This is a genomic window from Flavobacterium yafengii, from assembly GCF_030010375.1.
Classification (GTDB): Bacteria; Bacteroidota; Bacteroidia; order Flavobacteriales; family Flavobacteriaceae; genus Flavobacterium; species Flavobacterium yafengii.
Genome location: NZ_JASCRY010000001.1, coordinates 590662 through 607462, shown reverse-complemented (window position 1 = coordinate 607462; position 16801 = coordinate 590662). Strand labels below are relative to the sequence as shown.

Genomic DNA, 16801 nt, shown 5'->3' with positions numbered 1-16801 from the left:
CTAATTTACTTTAATCAGTTTGACATCGAAAATAAGAACAGAGCCTCCTGGAATCGGTCCGCTACCGTTGCTTCCATAACCCAGATGAGAAGGAATTAAAAGAACTCCGTTTCCACCTTCTTTAAAATAAGGAATGCCTTCTGTCCAACCTTTTATTACTTGATTTAATCCAAAAGAAATTCCTTCCGGTTTACTTTCATCAAAAACATTTCCATTAGTAAAATATCCTTTGTACGCCACTGTTACATTAGATGAAGAGATTGGTTGAGCGCCAGTTCCCGCTTCATTAACCACGTAATACAAACCTGAATCAGTTTTTGTGGCAGTCAATTTATTTTTCGCAATGTAATCCACGATTTCTTTTTCGTTTTGAACGGTGTAATCAACAGGTTTAGATGCTTCGTTATCTGATAAACAAGAAACAAATAATAAAGAAATTAGGGCTAATAAGGTAGATTTCATAATTTAATTTAAATGTTAAGGCTGCAAATATAGTAATTCAAGCAAAGCCTTTAATAAAAATTATTTGTCTCCAAAAACCTGAACATCATCTACTTGAAAAGCACCATCCAAAGCCAGATTTTTACCGGAACCCGTATATTTAAAAGCAATGTTGATTTTACCTTTGTACGAAGATAAATCTACAGCGCCGCTTCCTACAAATTGATACCAAGGCGTAGCTTGTTTGGGTAAATTAACAACTAACGGAGTCCAAGTTGCGGTAGTAATATTCAACCCGTCAAAATTACTGGAGACATACATTTCCAAAGAATTTAATTGGGAATCAACATCTAAGTGATGCTGAGCCGTTCTAAAAGTCAAGACTTCTTTCGTGTGAACCTCCATATCTATTTTTGGCGAAATCAACCAAGCCACATTCGAAACGACTTTGGTTCCTGTAATATTAAATTCGGCATAACCGTTTCCGGAATAAACAGTGCCTTTCCAGAAAAGCGTTCCTTTTTGGACCATATTCGCCCAGCCGGAAAGATTTAATTTAACATTGTTTTCTACCGTTTCAAAATCTTGAGAGAAAAAAGGAGTTGCTCTTGTTCCAGTCATTACTACATCTTTTTCGGAACGCGCCAATAATTGGTAATCACTTCCGTATTTCGTCAAAATTCCTCTTACTTTTCCACTTCCATTAGGGACTAATTTAGTCGCAAAATCAGAAAAACTGCTTGTTCTAAAATACACTTGATTCCCTAGTTTATCCACCAAACTCCAATTTGTCGCACCGCCAACATTATTCGTTTCTTCAAAATAATGACGCCCTATTGCGGCAGCTGAAAACTGAACATCAGACAACTCAACCAACGTATTCAAATTAGAATCGTTCAGCAGTTCTGACATAGTCAGAGACCGAACCAAAAGCTCTTCCTTTACATTCGTACAAGACGCGTTCAGCACTTTTTTATACTCATTTTGAGAAAGTCGCCCTACTCCGCCTTCATTATAGGAATTCACAAAAATGCTTCCTATGCGCATCCCGCCAAACGAAATATCCGTGTATTGATCTTTCAACTTTATGTATACTTTATTGCCCAGTCGATAATCAATGTACAAATTTGTAGCATCCACAGGAACACTAAATCCTATCGCAGGTGTTGTGGCTGTTGCCAAAGTCTGAAAGGAAATCGACTTGAAAAAATTCCCCGATTCATCACTGGAAACCACATACGCCTCGATAATGTCATCGTATTTATACTGGGTTACAATCGCATTAGCAACCGCATGAACTTCGCTTACCATTGTATTAGGAATTAAATCCGGTTGCGTACAAATGAGTTTTGGAGCGGCAACCTCATCTGTTACACAACTGCTGAAAGTAATTGTCAACAGTAAAAATAATTTGCAGAATGTTGATTTCATGTGCTTTAATTTAAAGATTGATATAAAGATTTACGAAATACGTTCTGCCGTATCCGTAGAAATATTTTGGTCCAAAAGAAGGCGTGCCACTGGAAACATCCTGATTAATTTGTCTGAAATTAGCATTTCGGGCTTGTTGGTAACCGCCCGTTTTATAAGTAACATCAAGCACATTATTGATGCTGGCAAAAATCCCAACATTCTTTCCATAAATGCGCCATGATTTTCCACCCACAAGATTGAGCAACATCGTTGGGTCAAATTTTTCTTGTTTTAATAATACTGCGGCTCTTTCCTCTGTCGCCTCCGGAAAATTAAAACCGCTTGCAGGATTTTTATAAAATATTTCGGTTCTGGAAATGGGTGAAATATCAATGTAACTATTGGTGAGGTAATTTACATTGGCACTAATCCACCAATATTTTGGATCTCGATATTCAATTCCCACGGAATACGCGCGCTGTGGCATTCCCGCTTGTTTGTAATTTTTGAGTGCAGCCGTTCCAAAAACAAAAACCGGACTGGTGTTTTCCAATGAAGCTACGGCATCGTTTGTCAACGTTACATGTGGATTACTGTCATACGTATATTCCCCAAAAGCCGCCGAAAAAGTAGTTTTAAACGTTTGGCTTAATTGGTATTCCAAACTGAATTCTGCACCCATATTCTTCTTGTTCAATTGCGTTAACGTCTGGCTCACAAAAGCATCGGTGTTTAAATAACCCGCGCCGTCATCAAAAATTCCTTCGGCATAAAAGAAAGAAATTTGAGTCGCATTTTTAATTAACGCATAATAAGCCGTCAGTCGGGCTTTCAGTTTTGGGGAGCGATACACATAACTAGCGTCCAAACTGCTGATATTTTCACTTTCGAGTCCATCTACAATTGCATTATTCAATCGGGAATTTGCAAACGTATTTCTCAGAGAAGGTGCTTTGGTCAAATGTGCTGCATTAAATGTGAACAACTGTTTTCCAGAGATTTTCAAATTGAATCCGGCTTTGAAGCCAAAGTTTTCAAACGCAACTTTCTCACTTTTCCCGAAGGAATTCGTTTCGTAAATTCCGTTTTTATACAAACCTTCCCTTTGATAATTGGCACTTGAAAAATTCTGGGCCAGATAAAAATCCACTTTATTGTAGGTGAATTTAAATTGGGTGAAAGCCTCTAAAGTATTGGCAAAATAATTATAATTGTATCCGTACGTATCCCCAACAACTACTTGACGGTTTAGATGATTCAAATCAGACTGGGATTGATTCCCGCTGTAAAAAGCATCGATATCCTCAAAATAGGAACCGCCAAGCAAGTCCAACAATTTTTGAGAATTATGCGATTTCAATTTTTTGAATGATGCTCCGGCATTCATGAAAATATTTTCGGATAGTTGCGCAGTCAAATTTGTTGTGGCAACTGCCATTTGGTCTTCTACTTGATCTTCGTATAATACATACTTACTTTTTGTAGGTTCATATCCCGTAATTGTTCCATTAGCATCCAAAACTGGATTTTGATTGGCTTGGTACAAAGCCGTCCAATCGATTTGCGAATGGGCTAAAAATTCTGTTTTACTTTTGGCTGCATTTTCATAATCCGGAGTAAATGCTCCCGAGAATTCTCCGTTATCCGGTGCGTAAATCGAGCTGTAATAACTGGGCATTTTTCTGTAATACGTGGGGTCTGGACTATTCGCATTTTGATAATCGATGTTGCTGTTGGCAATTTTTCCAAATTGATACGTCACACTCGAATTCAGATTGGTTTTATCATTGATTTTAAAATAATGATTCAGCATAATCGTGGGTTCTTCAATGGTTTTTATGTGGGCATTTCTCTTTTCACCGTCTTGATAACCCCAATAGGAATTGTATTTTACGTTCTTCAATTGTGTAACTTCGGCTGTGTTTGGGGAATTTTTTGCTCTCGAATTGGGCGTGTACATTGCCGTCAAATTCAACGAATGCTTCTCGCTTAATTTTTTTTCGAGACTTATAAAAAAGGAATTCGCATCATAATTTGTCCCTTCAAAGTACGCTTCTTGCGCCCAGCGTTTCCCTGCCGAAACCACAAAAGCCCAGCCACGGGAATTCATTCCGGAAGCATGGGTTGCCATCGTACGCCAATTGTAATTGGTATTGGTTGATGAAAATGAGATTCGGGAACCGGGTCTGTAAATAGAAGCCCGTGTGTTGATTTCTTGAGTACCCAAAATCCCGCCAAACGTATAATCCGAAGGGGCAGTTCCCAGTGTGAATTCCTGATTGCGGAGCGCGTCATTCAATCCGCCCCATTCACCCCATTGCGGTCTTCCATCATAAATTTTATTCATGGAAACGCCATTGATCATCATTGTGGAATGCTCGCTATCTAATCCGCGAACTCTAAAACGGGCTTGTCCCCAGTTGAAAGCAGCGGCTTGCAGAAAAGCATCTCGGGAGGATTGTAAGAGTCCGGAAGTGCTTTCGGAACTGCTGTTGTCATCGCTGAAATCACTGTCGATAAGTGTGATGATGCTATTTTGTTGTTCAGTGGATTGGTCTTCTTCTAAAGTTATGGTTCCTAAATCCAGCATTTTTCCTTGGGTAATTTCTATAGGATACAAGGCATCGTTGAAACCCTGGCTGTGAATAAGCAGCAGTATATTTCCTGTGGGAACGGTATCAAAACTAAAATTACCATCGGTTTTAGTGAGTTGCATCAAAGTAGTATTTTGAACACTGACGACTACAAAACCTAACGGATTTTGCGTTTTGGACTCGATAACTTTACCGAAAAATCCCGTATTATTTTGTGCTATAACGCATCCTGTTTGAACGAAAAAGAAAAAACCCAAGTAAAATTTATTCATATATTCAAATTATGATGGTGGTTTACATTCACTAAAAATTGCGATTGAGAGGATTTTTTTTATTATTCCCAGCGAGAAGTCCAACCGTTGAAATTCCTTTAACGGTTGAACAAAAAGCATAGGAAGCGTCATCCGAAATGGGACAACAACTTGAAAATAATTAAAAATGGATTTTGGAAAAAAATGGGACTTAAATCCCAGTAGGAATACTTATAAAAAAAGTGGTATTTGAAATTTCTGCTGTTTTATACATTCTTTATTGAAAGAATAATAATGTTAAATATACAAAAAAAATAATAAACAATCGATTTTTAAATAAAAATTTTCTTATAAAATGAAAAGCACTGACTAGCCCCGATGGAAGCAAGTATCCTTTTTTATAAACGCTTTGAATTCATTCCTGGTTTGGAATATAAATTAGGTTGCGTTTAAAAAAAGATACTGCGCACAGCGGGAAGATGTGTTGTTATGGAAACAAAATGCAGTGCTCCTAAAATTTATATTTATGCGATTGCTTTAATTCGGGAAACCATTAATGCAATTAGAATTCCAAAAATACCGATGAAAGCAAAAGAGAATCTAAGGCTTGACAACTCGGCGATGTAACCGATAATAGGCGGTCCCATAAGAAAACCCAGAAAACTGACACTTGAAACGGTGGTTAACGCTACGCTGGGAGAAACGTTTGGATTTTTTCCGGCAACGCTATAAACGGTAGGTACTATCGTGGAAACTCCCAAACCAACAAACATAAACGCAATAGTTGCGGGTATTACAAACGGGAAAAATACCGCTGTAAAAAGTCCCGCCGAAATCATGACTCCACTGATTTGCAAGACTGTTTTCCGACCAAATTTGCGAATTAAACCATCTCCTAAGAAACGTCCGCCCGCCATCATAATCATAAAGGAAGTGTATCCCAAAATCACTAATGGTCCAGGTGCTTTGATAACATCTTTGAAATAAACGCCGCTCCAGTCAAACATAACTCCTTCACTTGCCATGCAACAAAAACCAATGATGCCAAGCCAAATTAAGGCACTGTCCGGTTTTGAGAAAAGTTTTTTCTTTTCGGCTTTGATTGTTTCCTTCGCTTTTATTAAAAATTTATAATTAAAAGCAATCATCAAAAGCACGATTCCCGCAACGATTAAAAAATGTTGGTATGGATTAAGTTCTAAAGCCAACATCGCTAAACCTACTAAAGCTCCCGTGAATCCGGCAAAGCTCCACATTCCATGAAAAGAGGACATGATGGTTTTTTTGAAAAGAACTTCGGTATAAACACCTTGTGTATTGACGGCAATATTCGATAAATTACCAAAAATCCCAAATAAAAACAAGCCTAATGACAGTTGCCAAGCCTCAACAGCCAAGCCCAAATTAGTCAAACATAATACATAAAAAAGCAAGGATGCTATCAGAATACGGTGGCTTCCAAAACGGGTGACCAATTTACCGGAAAAAGGCATCACTACCAATTGCCCTAATGGGAGTGCAAATAAAATACTGCCTAAATCACCTTCACTTAATTGTAATGCGGTTTTAATATCCGGAATTCGGCTTGCCCAAGTAGCAAAACACAAACCCATTGCAAAATAAAACATAGAAACTGCCCAACGCGTTCTGTTCAAATAGGAAATCTTAGCGTCTTTATATGTTTTTTTGAATTTTGCTTTGGTTCTAAATCGGGATATAAAATTTAAGTCTATCAAGATAATTGGATTTTGAAATTTAATTTATCAAAATTACAAAAAGCAATGATTGGTTGCGTCAAAACAACACATAAGAAAAAAAATACATCGTTATTGTTTATAAAAAATACAAAATAATCCTATAAAATTAATCACTGCGAATTCGCAAATTTTAAAAAAAGAAATAAAATTTGCGAATTCGTGGTTGATTTTACAAATCAACTGCTTTTTTCTGGGCACTGCTTTGAATAGCGGCTTCAATAATTTGCATCACATGAACACCATCTTGTGCCGTTACCGGTTCTATTGCATCCTGTGTAATTGAATTATAAACGCCGTCAAAAAAGTAATAATAATTCCCCTGAAGTGTTGGGATATATTCTTTTATAATTTCACCATTTATTTCCGTGTGTAAAAACCCTTTTTTATCTGAAGATTCAGTTCCCCAAGTATCCAATTTCGGTTTCATTCCTAGTTTTAATTCGTCTTCCTGTACATCGCCACGCGCTTTTAGGAAAGAACCTTTCTTGCCATGCACCACAAAAGACGGAATGGCTTCACGAACAAAAAAACCTGCTTTTAATCGGACACGGAAATGGGAATAATACAGTAAAATATCAATATAATCATCTACCAAAGAATGTTCCCTTGTGATGCGAATGTCCGCAAAAACCGATTGAGGCAAACCAAACAAACACAATGCCTGATCAATTAAATGTGGTCCTAAATCCTTCAGAATTCCAGCACCCGAATTCGCCGTTTCTTTGTGTTGTTTTGGACTTAAAATCGGATTGTAGCGATCAAAATGGAATTCGGCTTCCACAATTTCGCCAAGGACATTATCTGAAATGATTTTCTGTACGGTTTTGAAATCACTGTCCCATCTCCTATTTTGGAAAACAGACAGTTTCAATCCTTTTTCTTTGGCCAAAGCCGCTAATTCCTGTGCTTGGGCAACGGTTGTGGTAAATGCTTTTTCGACTAAAGCATGTTTTCCTGCCAATAAAACTTTTTTGGCATATTCGTAATGTGTATCTACGGGCGTATTGACTACCACTAAATCAACATCATCTTGCAATAACTCTTCTATCGTGGCGTAACTTTTCACCGAAGGATAATCCTGATGAATTAATTTTTTACTTCGTTCCCAAGAACCAAGGAGTTCAAATCCGGGATGAAAATTTAAAAAAGGAGCATGAAATACTTTTCCGGACATTCCGTAGGAAAGCAAAGCAGTTTTTATTTTTTGCATATCGTGTTTTTCAAATTAATGGCGAGTTCTTTTTTAAACATATAAGCCATCAAAGTTTTTAAAATTTAAATGAGTAATAAAGTTCTTCTCACATCTTTTCTTTTCAAAATAGAGAAAGAGACTTGTTATTTTAAACATATAAGTCAACTGACTTACTTATTAATACTGTTTTTATATTTTCCAAAAGTAAAACTAATTTGACCTTATAGGATTCAAAAAATGTATCACCTAAAAAAAAACTTATATGACTTATATGTTTCAAAATCTTACTTTTTTGCTCTTTCGTATTGTTTAGGCCATTGGATATCCGCGTGAAGTTCCTCGGCAAATTTCAATCCTAAATTTGGATTTCTAAGTGACTCTCTGGCAAATAACACTAAATCTGCTTTACCTGAAGCAACAATTTCCTCGGCTTGGGCGGCTTCGGTAATTAAACCAACTGCGCCAGTCATCATTCCGGTTTCCTTTTTTATGCTTTCTGCAAAAGGAACTTGGTAATTTGGACCCAACGGAATTTGTTGGTGTGAAACTAATCCTCCCGAAGAAACATCAATTAAATCCACTCCTTTTTCTTTTAATATTTTCGAAAGTTGCACGGATTCCTCGGCATTCCATCCACCTTCTGCCCAGTCTGTAGCTGAAATTCTAACGAATAAAGGCAAGTTTTCCGGCCATTCTGATTGAACGGATTCGACTAGATCAAGTGTCAAACGGATTCGGTTTTCGAAACTTCCACCGTATTCGTCAGTTCTAAAATTAGACAAAGGCGAAAGAAACTGATGCAACAAATACCCGTGCGCCGCATGAATTTCCAGTACTTGAAAACCTGCTTGAACCGCTCTTTTTGTGGCTGATTTAAAGTCGGAAATTACTTTTTGAATTCCCGTTTTATCTAATGCAATAGGTGTTTTTTCGTTGTCATGATAGGCAACAGCACTTGGCGCTACAGTATCCCACCCGTCTTGGGTTTCGTCTAATTTTCTACCTCCTTCCCAAGGTGCCGCAGCGCTTGCTTTTCTTCCGGCATGCGCCAATTGGATTCCGGGAACGGATTTCTGACTGATAATAAATTGATTGATCTGCTGCATTTTTTCGATTTGTTCGTCTTTCCAAAGTCCTAAATCACCCGGAGAAATTCGGCCTTCGGGAGAAACTGCAGTCGCTTCCTGAATGATTAATCCTGATCCGCCGGTGGAGCGACTTCCCAGATGTACGAGATGCCAGTCATTGGCAAAGCCATCTTGAGCAGAATATTGGCACATAGGTGAAATTGTAATTCTATTTTTGAGCGTGATGCTTTTTATTTGGAGTGGTGAAAATAATAGAGATGGCATACTTTTGATTTTAATATAATTTAAGTGAAGATAAAGAAAATATCCTTTTTGGAAAAGTAAAGTTAAGGCACAGGAGCGAAAGGAGCGATCGAATTTCTATTAATTAACAAACATTTAAAACGGTATGGAACAATATTTGCAAATTAAACAAATAGAAAACCTTACTTTTGTGAGTTGTAAAAGAACTAAAATTAAAAAATGGACATAGTTATCAAGCTTTCTCAATTTTTATTGAGCTTATCATTACTTATTATACTTCACGAATTAGGACATTTTATTCCTGCTAAACTGTTTAAGACCAGAGTCGAAAAATTCTACTTGTTTTTTGACGTTAAATATTCCCTTATAAAAAAGAAAATTGGCGAAACTGAATACGGTATCGGTTGGTTGCCTTTGGGCGGTTATGTGAAAATTTCCGGAATGATTGACGAAAGTATGGACAAGGAACAAATGGCTTTGCCACCGCAACCATGGGAATTTCGTTCTAAACCGGCTTGGCAACGTTTGATTATTATGTTAGGTGGTGTTACGGTGAATTTCATTTTGGCTTTCATTATATATATCGGAATGGCATTTGCTTATGGCGATACCTATATTGCGAATGAAGATTTGAAAGACGGTCTTTTGATTGAGAATACCGTGATGAATAAAGCAGGTTTTCAAACCGGAGATAAAATCATTGCTATTGATGGTGAAAAAATCATCAAGTTTGACAATGAAATGAATATAAAAATCATCATGGCCAAACAAGTCTTGATTGAAAGAAATGGAATAGAGCAAATTATAAAAATACCGGTTGATTTTGTGGATCAATTGTCTAAATTAGAAAAAGGATCTTTAGTTTCGATTAGAAAACCTTTTGCCATAACTTCAATTTCTGAAGGATCATTGAATACTAATTTACAGCCAAAAGATATTATTTTGTCTTTAAATGGAGTACCAACCAGGTATTATGATCAAGTAACTTCCGTTTTAGAAAAGAATAAAAACAAAACTATTTCGGCTGTTGTTTTAAGAGATGAAAAACAAGTTCCGTTACAAGTTATTGTTTCTAAAGATGCAACATTAGGAATTGGTATCGGAAGCTTAGGAATGGAATCATTAGAAAAACTAGGATACTACAAAATCAGCAAACAGGAATTTAGTTTACTGGAATCAATCCCTGTAGGATTAGAGAAAGGAAAAAATCAATTAGTAGGGTACGGAAAACAATTGAAAATGATTTTTAGTCCAAGTACTGGTGCTTACAAACAAGTAGGTGGTTTTAAAGCGATATTTGACATTTTTCCTAATACTTGGAGCTGGGAAGTTTTCTGGAACATCACTGCTTTGTTATCAATTATGCTTGGTGTAATGAACTTATTGCCTATTCCAGCACTTGATGGTGGGCATGTAATGTTTTTATTATATGAAATCATCAGCGGTAAAAAACCAAGTGATAAATTCTTAGAGAATGCGCAAATGGTTGGTTTCGTATTACTTATAACACTGTTGTTATTCGCTAACGGAAACGACATTTACAAGTCAATTGTAGGGAAGTAAAAAAAATTAATTTTTTTTTAATTTTTGCTTGCGGAAATCAAATTAAGCCCTATCTTTGCACCGCTTTACAAGTGAAACACACTTCACCAATAAGTACACAAAAACGTTCATTCATTATCAGAATAAAAATATACAGTTTCCTTCTTAGCTCAGTTGGTTAGAGCATCTGACTGTTAATCAGAGGGTCCTTGGTTCGAGCCCAAGAGAGGGAGCTAATTGCAGAAAGCCTTTACAGTGATGTAGAGGCTTTTTTGTTTTTACTAAATACCTCTACTTTCTCCTCTACAATTTTTACATATATTTGTTTTAAGATTAATCCTATAAAAGAGATTTGTAATTTACTTTTAAAAGTATTTACAAAATAAGCATTAACAAAAAAATAATTTTTATTAACACTTTCTGTTAACAAAAAAATATATATTTGCATGAAAATTACGTTTGATGATAACAAATTAAGAAAGTATGCTAATGACGACCGATTAGCAGAAAATAAACTTGGAAAACGAGAAGCTGGACTCTTCAAACAGCGACTTGATGATTTAACAGCAGCACAAACTTTAGAAGATGTTAGAAATTTACCTGGCAATTACCATGAATTAGTTGGGAACAGAAAAGGACAATGGGCTTGTAATTTAGTCCATCCTTATAGATTAATTTTTGAGCCTCACGAAGACCCAATCCCTACCAATGAGGACGGTCAATATCTCTGGATAGAGATAAAAGGAGTTGAAATAATTGAAATTGAAGATTATCACTAACAAAAAAACAAATGGCAACAATTACCCAATATTATCCTCAAACAGTTTCACATCCCGGAACAACTTTATCAGAAATTCTAACTGAAAAAGAAATGGGAGCAAAAGAATTTGCAGTGAGAACTGGAAAACCTGAAAAAACAATTTCAGATGTTTTGAATGGAAAAAGTAGCATTACGCCTGAAATGGGAATTTTATTTGAACAAGTATTAAAAATTCCTTCTCATTTTTGGATTAACAGACAAAGAACTTATGATGAATATTTAGCACGAATTGAATATCAAAAAACAATAGAAGAAGGTATAGAATGGTCAAAAACTTTTCCTTATGCTAAAATGGCTTCATTGGGTTGGGTTGAACCAACCACAAAAAAAGAAGAAAAGGTTATTAATTTATTTGAATATTTTGAAGTTTCTAATACTAAAGGATATTATGATTTTTATCATAATCAAAAATTATTAGTCAATTTTAGAATCTCATTAAAAGAAAATGAAAACGCTGGAGCTATTGCAGCTTGGTTAAGACAAGGAGAAATTCAAGCGGATGCTTTTACTATTCCAGAATTTGACAAAAAGAAATTAACTGAAATTTTGCCAAAATTAAAAGCAATTATGGCATCGCAACCAACTGATTTTTTTAGTCAGATACAAGTATTGTGTAGCTATGCTGGTGTAAAAGTGGTTCACACACCTTGTTTGCCAAAAGCACCAATTCATGGTTCTACAAGATGGTTAAATGATGTTCCTTTAGTACAACTAAGTGGTCGTTACAGAAGAAATGATATCTTTTGGTTTACCTTTTTTCATGAAATTGGGCATATTTTGCTTCACGGTAAAAAATATATTTCAATTGAAAATATTGAATATGATGGAGAAAACCAAATTTATGAAAATGAAGCAGATATATTTTCGGCAGATTTACTATTGAATAAAGAGCAAGAAAATGAAATAACCAATAACCCTATTTTAACAGAAAAGGATGTTGTTGAATATGCTAAAAAATTCAAAACGCATCCTGCAATTATTATAGGAAGATTGCAATATTTAAAATTAGTCCCTTTTGGTCTAGGTAATAACTTGTTTAATCCTATTGATTTTTGTTCTTAATACAAAGTAAAATGTATTCATAGATTCCTATATACTTCATTGTTTATTTCTTCACCTATTTTTACCATAAATAAAATCAGGACTGTCAAAATTCACATCCCTAGATGTTGTCGAGGTGGACAAGAACAAAATGACAAATATTACTAAATAAAAAAAATGTCCGAAATAGGATTGCATAATTTATTATATTTTGAATTTTATAGACTTTACAGCAATGTCGGGCTTTTTTTATGCACAGAAATTAGTGATTCCTGATTTTTAAATTTCTAAAAAAGACATCACTTTTATATAAAATAATTTTTATTACCAAATAATTGAATAAATTAGAGGTTCTAAATTATTTACTATGAAACGTCGTCAATTTCTTCAAAGTACTGCCCTGTTTTCTGTGGCCACTTTAGTAAACGCAAATGAACTGTTTGCCAAAACTCCATTAATCAATAAAGCAGGCTTAGGTTTATTCTCTATCCCAAAAATGTTAGAGAATGACTTTGATGGTGCTTTTGCTATGTTAGCTAAAATGGGATACAAAGAAGTGGAATGTTTTGGTCCTTATGAATTCAGCACTGAAAAAGCAAAAGCTTCATGGAATGCTGTTACACCCCAACTAGGATTCAAAGGGAGCGGCTTCTTCAACAAAACTGCTGCTGATTTTTTTAAAGCAGCAAAATCAAATGGCATTAGTATTCCTGCCATGCATACTGATTTAGATACACTATCAAATAATATGGGCCCATTGGCGGAAGCCGCTAATTTAATCGGTGCAAAATATGTGGTACTACCTTCCATTCCTGATGCTGAAAGAAAAAACTTGGACGATTATAAACGAGTAGCAGAAAAATTCAACTCGATTGGTGCTGAAGCCAAGAAAGAAGGAATTCGTTTTGCCTATCACAATCATGGTTATGGTTTAAACAATGTGAATGGCGTAATGCCGTTAAATATTATTTTTGACCAAACTGACCCTAGCTTGGTTTATTTTGAAATGGATCTTTATTGGACAATAGCCGGCGGAGCAGATCCCGTTGAATTATTTAAAAAGCACAAAGACAGGTATAAAATGGTCCATATAAAAGACATGAAAGAAGCAAAAAGATTTGCAGGAGATGGTGGCGATGCATCACAATGGATTAGTCTTTTTCCATACATGACTTCGTGTGGTGAAGGTGTGCTAGATTTGCCTACAATACTTACTGCGGCAAAACAAAATGGTGTGGAGCATTTCTTCGTGGAACAAGATATGGTACAATCACCTGAAATAGCATTGAAAAAAAGTATCGATTATTTAAAGTCGCTTTAAATTTATATAGGCTTTTTTCTTAGAAAGGGAACTGTAAAGCCTGACAACAATGTCGGGCTTTTTTATGTACAGAAATTAGTAGCTCCTGATTTTTCAGGGATTGAAATTTTAAAGAATTTGTTTAACGTAATTTATAGATGAGATTTTCTACTTAACCATTTCCGTAACAATCTTTTTTGCTTGATTTGAATTACCCCAGCTTGCGATTTCATGCAAAACAGGCATCAAACTTTTCCCCGAATCGGATAAAGAATATTCTACTCTTTGCGGGCTTTCTTTAAACTCTTTTCTTTCGATTAATCCTAATGTTTCTAATTCTTTTAATTCATTAGAGAGCACCTTGTTTGAAATTGCAGGCATTAATTGGTTTAATTTCCCGAACCGTAATGAACTTTCGCCAATACAATTTAAAATTATAGGTTTCCATTTACCGCCAAAAATGGACATGGCTCTTGTTACAGGACAATCATAAGGGTTTTCTATATATCTCATATAATTTGTAGTAACCTACAGGTTACCGGTATTTAATTTGTTGGTTACAAATATACACTAATGATTGTAAATTTGTAAAAAACTATAAAAACAAGAAACATGAAAAAGATTGTATTACTTCTGACCGTATTTTTATCTATGAGCAATTTAAATGCACAAACAACAACAGTAGATATCCTTAAAGACTGGGAAAGAGCCAAAGCGTATACTAAAGAATATCTGGATGCAATGCCTGAAAGTGGCTATTCCTTTAAGCCAACAAAAGAAATGCGTTCTTTCTCAGGTCAAGTTTTACACTTGAGCGATGCGATATATGGGTTTGTGGGTTCCGCAACCGATGAGAAACCGCCAGTAGGTTTAGGAGATTTAGAAAAATCCGGTGATGAGAACAAAGCAAGCGTTACCGCCAAAGTAATGGCTTCCTATGATTTTGCTATTAATGCCATTAAAAAATATCCTAATGCAAAACTTTCGGAGCCTATTAAATTGTTTGGACAATTTAATATGAACAGAGCACAAGTAGTAAACAAGTGTTTTGAACACCAAACTCATCATAGAGCGCAAACTACTGTTTATTTACGATTGGTAGGCGCTACTCCTCCAGCTGAAAAATTATTTTAAAACCTACATATGAAAATCAATAAAAGTATTTGGCTAGTAATTGTTTTGCTGGCCTCCATAAATATATTTGCTCAAGAAAATACGAGTGAGAAAAAAATTGGTATACATTTATATGTGAATCCAAATGTAGGAAAAGATGATTCCGATGGTACAAAAGACAATCCTGTTAAATCACTACCCGAAGCAGCAAAACGAGTTAATAAAATGGTTGGCGAAGGGACTATTGAAGTGTATCTGTCAGCGGGAACGTATGGTTTATCTGAAACAGCCGCTTTTAATCCTGTTAATTGGAAATTTTCAAAAAAGAATCGTTTAATTATTCGCGCGGAAATTTTACCTGATAGTACCGATTGGAATCCGAGTAAGATGCCTATAATTGTTTCAACGATGCCTTTTAACATTGAAACAAATGACAAGAAGGAAGTAACAGGTGGTGCTAACTATGGCATTTTGATTGAAACAAGCCACGTGACTATTCAAGGTTTGCGCATATTGGGCGAACCAGTACACGAAAAACCTTCTGAAGGGGTTTTAGTTCGAAATTATCCTATCGTTTGGGACGGTAAGAATTTAAGTGACTTGAGAATAACACAATGTTTGTTTTTAGGAAATAAATTTGCTCTTCCAAATCACTTAGGAATTTTAGCAAGTGGTAAAGAATTAGAGGTTGACCATTGTGTTTTTTATGGTGTTAAAGATGCTGTTGTTATGTGGAATACACCGGCAGATCTATGTACAATGCATCATAATTTAATTTTAAATAGTTATGGAGCCGTCGTATGGACTTGGTCCACAATGGAGGATTTTAAATTTTATAATAATGTAATCAGTGGTGCCAATGTATTGTGGGTTCTAGAAAAAGAAGCCAAAAATGCTTACACGATTCAAAATTCTATGTTGGTTGGATATAATGAATTAGTGAATAAAGGTGGTGGTCCACAAGATTTTGGAATCCCAGCCGATCCAAAAAAATTAAAGTATAATTCAGATTTTAAGATTAAAAAAGCTGGGAGTTTAGCTATTGAAGAAGATCAAACCAGCCGTTATTATTTACAATTGAAGCCAGGGACATTAGGAACTGCCTATGATGCAGGATTATTTTATAAAGTAAAGTAGATGAAAAAAGTAATAGTATTTTTAGTATATGTGATTTTTTGCTCAAGTGCGTTTGCACAAAAACCGTTGCGTCATTTCATGCAAAGCAAAGACGAACAAATAAATAGCATTCCCTATGGAAATAATCCACAGGCCGGGCATTATGTACAATCAAAAGATGCCAAAATTTACTATGAAGTATACGGCAAAGGGCAACCCATTGTACTATTACATGGTGGATTGTTTGGGTCAACCGTAGAAATGGCAAAAATCATAGATAGTCTTTCAGTTGATTTTCAGGTAATCGCTGTTTCTACCCGTGGCCATGGGAAATCGGAAATCGGAACCGAACCATTGACATTAGAACAAAGAGCGAATGATGTACTGGCAGTAATCCGAAAAGTAACCACAGAAAAAGTAATGATTCTTGGATTTAGTGATGGAGGATTTACCGCTTATAAATTTGGCTCGATGTATCCTGATAAAGTTAAAAAAATGATTGTGATAGGTGCAGGTATTTTATATCCCGGATTAAGGGATTTTAGTTTTAACTTCAATCAAGCGATGGAAATGGATGCGGAATTTTGGGCACAACAACGTGCCTTAATGCCAGAACCGAATCGATTGAAAGAGGTGTTTCAGCAAATCGCGACTTGTTATAGCCAACTTACCGTAGGCACCGAATTATTAGGCGCTATCCAATGTCCCGTTTTAGTGATGGCGGGCGACCGAGACGAGGGTAACTCCGTACAAAATGTTTTAAATGCTGCATTATTAATTCCGAATCACCAATTAGCGATTATTCCAAATGCTGGTCATCCTGCTTTTATTGTAAATTTTAACGCCACTTGGGCAAGTATCGCTCCGTTTATAAACGAAAACTAAATCCG

Annotated in this window: 14 protein-coding genes and 1 tRNA gene; 8 read left to right on the top strand and 7 right to left on the bottom strand. The window is 35.7% G+C overall.

Annotation, left to right across the window (positions count from 1 at the left end):
- The 6 genes from QLS97_RS02655 to QLS97_RS02630 form a co-directional block, all read right to left on the bottom strand.
- On the bottom strand, nt 1-462 hold the full coding sequence (locus tag QLS97_RS02655) for an FKBP-type peptidyl-prolyl cis-trans isomerase (RefSeq protein ID WP_282714125.1): 462 nt from the start codon (nt 460-462) through the stop codon (nt 1-3).
- A gap of 60 nt (nt 463-522) precedes the next feature.
- Nucleotides 523-1872 carry a DUF5689 domain-containing protein gene (locus tag QLS97_RS02650; protein WP_282714124.1) on the bottom strand — a complete coding sequence of 450 codons (1350 nt, stop codon included), beginning with the start codon at nt 1870-1872 and terminating at the stop codon, nt 523-525.
- Between the two features lie 10 nt (nt 1873-1882).
- On the bottom strand, nt 1883-4720 hold the full coding sequence (locus QLS97_RS02645; RefSeq protein WP_282714123.1) for a carboxypeptidase-like regulatory domain-containing protein: 2838 nt from the start codon (nt 4718-4720) through the stop codon (nt 1883-1885).
- A gap of 503 nt (nt 4721-5223) precedes the next feature.
- Nucleotides 5224-6435, bottom strand: coding sequence for an MFS transporter (locus QLS97_RS02640; RefSeq protein WP_282714122.1), 1212 nt, complete (start codon nt 6433-6435; stop codon nt 5224-5226).
- 190 nt (nt 6436-6625) lie between these two features.
- Nucleotides 6626-7666, bottom strand: a complete 1041-nt coding sequence (locus tag QLS97_RS02635; RefSeq protein ID WP_282714121.1) for a Gfo/Idh/MocA family oxidoreductase — start codon at nt 7664-7666, stop codon at nt 6626-6628.
- 266 nt (nt 7667-7932) lie between these two features.
- Complete coding sequence (locus tag QLS97_RS02630; RefSeq protein ID WP_282714120.1) at nt 7933-9000, bottom strand: NADH:flavin oxidoreductase/NADH oxidase; 1068 nt, start codon at nt 8998-9000, stop codon at nt 7933-7935.
- Nucleotides 9001-9198: 198 nt separating this feature from the next.
- Between QLS97_RS02630 and rseP the strand changes: the two genes are divergently transcribed.
- From rseP to QLS97_RS02605, 5 genes are all read left to right on the top strand, one after another.
- Entirely contained in the window at nt 9199-10542 is a 1344-nt protein-coding gene (gene rseP, locus QLS97_RS02625) for an RIP metalloprotease RseP (protein ID WP_282714119.1), read from the top strand.
- Nucleotides 10543-10680: 138 nt separating this feature from the next.
- A tRNA-Asn gene (locus tag QLS97_RS02620) sits at nt 10681-10754 on the top strand.
- Between the two features lie 213 nt (nt 10755-10967).
- Entirely contained in the window at nt 10968-11300 is a 333-nt protein-coding gene (locus QLS97_RS02615) for a type II toxin-antitoxin system RelE/ParE family toxin (RefSeq protein WP_282714118.1), read from the top strand.
- 11 nt (nt 11301-11311) lie between these two features.
- A complete protein-coding gene (locus QLS97_RS02610; protein WP_282714117.1) occupies nt 11312-12403 on the top strand; it encodes an ImmA/IrrE family metallo-endopeptidase in 1092 nt (363 codons plus the stop codon).
- 346 nt (nt 12404-12749) lie between these two features.
- On the top strand, nt 12750-13703 hold the full coding sequence (locus tag QLS97_RS02605; protein WP_282714116.1) for a sugar phosphate isomerase/epimerase family protein: 954 nt from the start codon (nt 12750-12752) through the stop codon (nt 13701-13703).
- A 147-nt stretch (nt 13704-13850) separates the two neighbouring features.
- Here QLS97_RS02605 and QLS97_RS02600 read toward each other — a convergent pair whose 3' ends face one another.
- On the bottom strand, nt 13851-14195 hold the full coding sequence (locus QLS97_RS02600; protein ID WP_282714115.1) for a winged helix-turn-helix transcriptional regulator: 345 nt from the start codon (nt 14193-14195) through the stop codon (nt 13851-13853).
- 99 nt (nt 14196-14294) lie between these two features.
- On the opposite strand from QLS97_RS02600, the gene QLS97_RS02595 reads away from it, so the two are divergent.
- The 3 genes from QLS97_RS02595 to QLS97_RS02585 are packed head-to-tail and all read left to right on the top strand — an operon-like array spanning nt 14295 to nt 16796.
- The gene (locus QLS97_RS02595; protein WP_282714114.1) at nt 14295-14816 is read left to right on the top strand and encodes a DinB family protein; all 522 of its coding nucleotides are present in this window, start codon (nt 14295-14297) and stop codon (nt 14814-14816) included.
- A gap of 9 nt (nt 14817-14825) precedes the next feature.
- Nucleotides 14826-15932 carry a hypothetical protein gene (locus QLS97_RS02590; protein ID WP_282714113.1) on the top strand — a complete coding sequence of 369 codons (1107 nt, stop codon included), beginning with the start codon at nt 14826-14828 and terminating at the stop codon, nt 15930-15932.
- Entirely contained in the window at nt 15933-16796 is an 864-nt protein-coding gene (locus QLS97_RS02585; RefSeq protein ID WP_282714112.1) for an alpha/beta fold hydrolase, read from the top strand. It begins immediately after the preceding gene.
- The last annotated feature ends 5 nt before the right edge of the window (nt 16797-16801 follow it).